General features: G+C 75.5%; 2 protein-coding genes and 1 pseudogene. All 3 read right to left on the bottom strand.

What is annotated here, in order from left to right; translation table 11 throughout:
• Nucleotides 1-169: 169 nt before the first annotated feature.
• Nucleotides 170-2,209 (bottom strand): hypothetical protein, encoded by a 2,040-nt coding sequence (locus MXD57_RS30985; RefSeq protein WP_250405542.1) that lies wholly within the window; start codon nucleotides 2,207-2,209, stop codon nucleotides 170-172.
• Complete coding sequence (locus tag MXD57_RS30980) at nucleotides 2,206-4,305, bottom strand: hypothetical protein (RefSeq protein ID WP_250405541.1); 2,100 nt, start codon at nucleotides 4,303-4,305, stop codon at nucleotides 2,206-2,208. The genes MXD57_RS30985 and MXD57_RS30980 overlap by 4 nt, the downstream gene beginning before the upstream one ends.
• 76 nt (nucleotides 4,306-4,381) lie before the next feature.
• Nucleotides 4,382-5,871, bottom strand: a pseudogene (locus MXD57_RS30975) (hypothetical protein); the annotation flags it as partial.

The following is a 5,871-nucleotide window of genomic DNA, read 5'->3' as shown; positions in this document are numbered from 1 at the left end:
GGGGGCGCGACGGGCAACCCGGCCGGCAAGGACGCCCGGGGATCCCGGCGGCGCACGGCGTCCGGTGGCGCGGGCGGCGCCTCCGCCGGCACCGGGAGCCGCGGCTCCGACCGCCGGGGCGGCCGCAGCAGGACGGCCGGCTGACCGGCCGTCCACCCCGCCCGAGGCCTCACACCAGGATCAGCACGATCGCGATCATGGCGGCGATCAGGGCCATGAGGCCTCCGATCACACAGCCCGGACTGCTCGTCAGCTCACCGAACCGGGCCAGGACGGAGGACGGCGGCCCGGTGCCCGCCGGTGACTCGGGGGAGCCCGAGGACGTCGAGGGCGTCCGATGGACCGGGTGGGCGGGGGTCGGCTGAACCGTGGGCGGCGGCGGGACGGCGGACACCGCGCCGGTGTGGAACGCGTCCCGCAGGAGCTGGCTCCACAGTTCCGGCGGCAGATCGGGCACCTGCCCGTTCTCCGGTTCGACGACGGTCTGCCAGATCCAGTTGCCCGTGCCGGGGTGGCGGTCCCGGCTCATGCGGTAGAACAACTGCCGCAGCTCGGCCAGGTACTGCTCGTCCCGGGCCAGCGGCGCCACGGCCCACCCGAAGATCCGGGCCGCCCGCTGGGCCGTCGCGGCCCTCGCCATCGTGGGTTCGGTGCCGGGCGACCGGGGCGCGAAGTACAGGTTCCGCTCGAGTACTTCGGTGCACAGCGCGTGCCGTGTCTCCGGGCGGCGCGACCTGAGGCGCTGCGGCATGCCGAGTTCGGTGAGCACCGCGTCGACGGCGTCCGGGGTGAGCTGGTTCGAGACGAGTTCGTCCAGCAGGGCCTCGTCGGAGCACCTGCCGAGTCGCGCCATCAGCGGGTTCCCCGCACCGTCCGCGCGCCGGTACCGGCACAGCTCGTGGTGGAGGGCACTGTCCAGGAGGCCCGGAGGGGCCGCGGCGGTGTCGAATCCGTCGGGCAGCGACGGCAGCCGGTGCCCGCCGGTCCCGTACTCGGTCGGGGCGCCCTGGACGGGAGCCGGGTCCGGTTCGGGCGAGAGCGGGACCCCGGGTGCGGGGGCGGGCACGGAGTGGGCCGGGGAGACCGGTTCGGGGGCCCGTACCGGCCGGGGCGGGGACTCGGGGGGCCGTGCGGGGCGGGGCGGGGACTCGAGCAGTGGAGCGGGATCGCGGGGCGGGGCCGGTTCGCGCGGCGGGGCGGGATCGCGTACCGCCACCGGCTCGCGATCGCGCCCGGTCAAGGGTTCGGGCCCGTGACCTTGACCGGTCCGGTGCCGGGTACGGGCCTGCGGGCGGTCGGTGCCGAGGATGTCCCGCAGCCGGTCACGCCGCCGGTCCCAGTCGAGGGCCGCTCCGTCGGCGAGTTCCCCGACGAGCTGCGGCACACCGGGGGGCGCGTCGCGGTTGGCGAGGAGGTGCTCCACCAGCCGGGCGGCCGCCCGCTGTTCGAACTGAGGGGGGCCCGGCCGGCGGCCCGTGATCCGCGCCAGCGGCCCGGACCCACCCGCGTCCGGCTCCCACTGCGGGACGGCCATCAGCCGCAGCGGGTGGGTGTCCACGGTGTCGTAGGTGGCGAACGTCCACTCCTGGCGCAACCAGGAGTGGAAGATCAGGAACAGGCCGAGGTAGACCAGGGGCACCTGGTTCTCGTCCGGCCAGTCGCGCGGCGGCTTGTCCTCCAGGAGCAGCGACACCCGCTGGTCCGGATCGCGCAGCAGCTCGGCGGTCGCGAGGATCAGCGCGTGCTGGACGCGGGGCAGCGCCTCCAGCATGCCGGGCAGGCGCCTGAGCGCCAACCCGTCGAGGTCCGCGCAGTCGATCACGGGCTGCGGCCCCTTCGCCCGCTCGGCGCTCTCCTGCGAGCTCCAGCCCCGGTACGCCAGGCCCAGGCACTGGCGTGTCTTCAGGGCCCGGGGATCGCCGAAGAGGACGTGGCTGACCGTGGACGGCCGGCCGCCCCGGTCGGTGGTGGGCCAGCGCTGGACGAGCATGACTCCGCCGTCGCTGGACAGGGTGCGCACCACGCTCGGCCGCGCCGACGTCGCGCCGGGCACCCAGAGCAGCCGGCCGAGTTCCTGGCCCAGTCGCTCCGCCCGTTCGGGCGAACAGGAGTGGGCGACGGCGCTCATACCGGTGCCCTGACGGCCGTGATTGCCGTCCCAGCGGAAGACGACCTGGTGCACCGTGCCCCGGTCCTGGAAGCCGTTCACTGATGTTCCCCTCCCCCGGCGGATCCCCCGGATCCGCCGGCTCTGTGCGCTTCCTCCCACGGCACCGTCTCGAGCACGGGCGCCTCCCCCACCGCCAGCGCCTCGGCGCCGCCCGGAACGTCGATCAGTCCGTGCATCGCGAGCAGCGCGAGCAGCGGCTCCAGCACCCGCCGGGGCCCGGCGCCCGCCGGGTAGCGGCCGTGCGCCTCCTGTCCCCCGGTGGCGGACGCGATGTGCAGGGTGCACCGGCGGATCCCGTCGAAGGGGCGCAGCCAGGCCTGGCCGGCGTACCGGCGCAGCAGCCCGTACACGTCCCGGCTCTCCTCGCGGACCGGCGCGGGATCGAGCGCGGTGGCGGGCGGCCTGGCCAGCCAGCGGTCGACGGGCGGCTGGAACCTGAGCAGGTCCGCCTTGCCGAGCACCACGGCGGTCGGCACGTCCAGGTAGGGCCCGTTCTTCGGCAGCCGGTCCAGGACGGTACCGAAGGCGAGATCGCCGTCCCGGTTCACCTCGACCCCCAGGCGCTCCCTGACGTGGTCGAGCTGGGGCAGTGGCAGGGCCAGCACCGGGTCGACCACGAAGATCAGGGCGTCGACCCCGAGCAGGAACCGCAGCGCCCCGTCGGTGCGTACGAGGTCCTCGCCCCCGAGGTCGAAGAAGGCGACCGGACGCACCTGGCCGCGCGCGTCGGTGATCAGCAGCGACTCCACGAAGCGGGCGAAGTCGTTCAGGCCGAGGGCGGCCGAGTGGCCCAGGACCCGGCCGCTGCGCAGCGGCTGCACCCGCTCCCGTACGAACCGCGCGTGCTGCTCGGGGTTGACGGACTGCCACTTGAGGCCGAACGGTTCGAGCCCGCCGTCGGTGACGGCCGCGATCATCTGGGTCAGCAGATGGCTCTTGCCGGTGGACGACTGGCCGACCAGTGCCACGGTCAGGGGGCGGCCGTACATCAGGTAGGGCACCGGGATGAAGTGCTCGGGGAAGTCCGGGTCGGCCGTGCACCTCTGCATGGCACCGCGCATGACGTCGTTCCGCCGCACCGGGTTGTTGATACCGGCCAGGTCCAGCGGCTTGTACTGCATCCTGCTGTCGGTGACGAACAGTTTGCCGAGGTCGAGCTGGATGGTCTCCAGGCAGTAGGGACACAGCAGTTGGCCGTTGCCCGGGCCGCCCGCCGCGCCGGTGCCGTCCTCGGTGACGGACACCGGTGCCTGCCGTTTGAGCCGCAGCGCCTCCTCGAACGCCTCCCGGTGCGGGCGCTCCTCGTCGGCGGGCAGGGTGAGCCGGACCCGGCGGGCGGCTCCGGGTGCGAGGAGTTCGAGCAACTGAGCGGGGGTGGGCCGGTCGGCGGCGCGCGGGGCGAAGGCCTGCCGCAGCGTCCGGGCCAGCGCCCGGTACTCGCCGAGGTCGGCGGGGGCCCGGTCGGCGGGCCCGGGCCGTCCGGTCACCAGCCGGTAGAGCACCTGGGCCGCGCTCCACACCGCGTCGCGGGGCTCGGCGTGCCCTTCGCCCCGGCGCTGCTCGGGCGAGCAGTAGGGCGGCCGGCCCCACGGGGCCCGGGGCCGTCCGGTCCGGGTCATCGCCTCGAGCCCCCAGAACTGGACCCGGGCTCCGTCCCAGAGCACGGTGGCGGGTGAGACGCCACGCGGCACCAGGCCCTGGTCGGCGAGGAGGCACAGCGCGAGCAGCAGGTCGCGGGTGAGGCGCTGCTGGTCGGTCGCGGCCATCACCTGGGTGCGCGCGGCGGGGACGCCCCGGGGTGCCGCGTACAGCAGGAACGGCTCGGCGGCGTCCGGTTCGTAGCCGACGACGCGGGGGAAGAGCGGCGCGTACTCCGTGTCGTCGAGCACGCGGTGCAGGTGCAGCGCGGTGCCCGCCTCGGTGTCCAGCAGCGCCCGCGCCGCCGGGTTGGCCGCTTCGGCCGCGCCCAGACGCACCTGGAGGCACTGCTGTCCCTCGTCGTCGAGCACGCAGTTGCGGATGAGCTGGGGCAGCAGGCGGTCACGGCGGGACTCGGGCCCGAAGCGGGCCGGGGTGACGCGGCGCCGGCCCGACGGCAGGGTGAACGCGAGCTTGTCCGGGGGCGAGCTGGTCACCGGCGGTCCTCTCCTTCGTGCGCGAGTACCCGGCTGTGGCCGTGCGCGGGCATACGGCCGGGGTGCGGGGTCCGGGTCACCAGCGGTCCCCGTCCCCTCGGTCGTCCGGGTCGGGGCGGTCGTAGGGGGCCGCCTGCTCGTACGGGGACGTCCGCTCGTAGGGGCTCGCCTGCTCGTACGTCGACGGCGGCGGGTCGTACGCGTAGGAACCCGTCCCGTTCGGGTCGGTCCCGTAGGAGTCCGTCCCGTAGGAGTCCGTCCCGTAGGAGTCCGTCCCGCGCGCGGCCGTCCCGTAGGAGTCCGTCCCGCGCGCGGCCGTCCCGTAGGAATCCGTCCGGTCGTACGAGTCCTGCCGGTCGTACGAGTCCTGCCGGTCGTAGGGGTCCTGCCGGTCGTGCGGGCGGTCGTACGGGTTCCCCGGCTCGTCCGGGGTTCTGCGGCCGTACGGGTCCGTGCCGTCGTCGGGGCCGGCACCGTAGCGGGGCCGGACGGTTTCCACCACGCCCATCCGCAGCGGGGTGAGCCGCACCAGGCCGGCGTACCGTCCAGAGGAGGTCCACAGGACGTCCTCCGGCAGGGCCGAACCGCTCGACCGCCACGCCTTCTCCACCTCGTCGCGCACGGCCAGCGGCGCGAACCTGAGCCATACGGCGGCCGCCGGGTCACGGCTGAGCAGCGTGCCCTGCTCGGGCGAGGACAGTTGGACCACGGCCTGCCGGTCGGTCTCCGCGCCGACCAGTTCGGCCGGCCGGTGCGGGTCGGTGCCGAGCAGGTTCGACGAGGTGGCGCGGACCCGGCGGGCGGCGGCGAACGGCGGTGCGGCCAGCACCCCGTTGTGCCGGAGGTGGCGGCGGGCCGTCGACAGCACGTCACGGACGCGCTCCTCGGTGCGCCGCACGGCGAGGGCGCCGGCCTGACCGCGTTCGACGGCACCCCAGTACGGTTTCATCGCCTCCAGGGCGGCGTCCGTCAGATCGCCGGCCAGGGTGGCGACCAGGTCGGGTCCGCCCTCGCCGCTGTCCCGCTCCAGCCAGCGCGGAACGCCCTTGGCCCGGTCCCCCGGGGCCGTGCCGGTGGGCCTTCCCCGGCTCTCCCCCGTCTCCTTGCCGTGCCCTCCGTTCTCGGCCGGCCCCTCCCACGCGGTCCCGTCCTGCCAGGACGGGCCGTCCTGCCAGGACGGGCCGTCCTGCCAGGCGTAGACGCCGGCCCAGTCCGCCTCCGCCTCGTCGGGACCGGCGTCGTCCGTCTCCAGCGCGGAGGGACCGGTGAGCCAGTCGTCCTCGGCGGGCCGGCCGGTGTCCGGCGCGGAGAAGGCGCCGGGCGCCTCGGACCGTTCGGCCTCGGGTATCGCCTCCGCCTCGGCGGCCGCGGCCGTGGCGCGCAGCATGCCGGCGACGGACCGGGCCGCGTCGGCGCAGTACAGGCGCTCCTCGACGGCCCAGTGCTCGCCGACCGCCTCGGCCAGCAGGGCGTCGAGCCGGTGCAGGGTGTGCCACAGCTGAGCCGTCGTGCGGCCCGGCGCCCAGGCGGCGGCCGCCGCGCCCCACAGCCGCCGGACCGCCTCCA

The organism is Streptomyces cellostaticus, assembly GCF_023630175.1.
GTDB lineage: Bacteria > Actinomycetota > Actinomycetes > Streptomycetales > Streptomycetaceae > Streptomyces > Streptomyces cellostaticus_A.
Note: the sequence above shows the minus strand (reverse complement) of the source record. Positions and strands in the feature narration are given on the sequence as shown.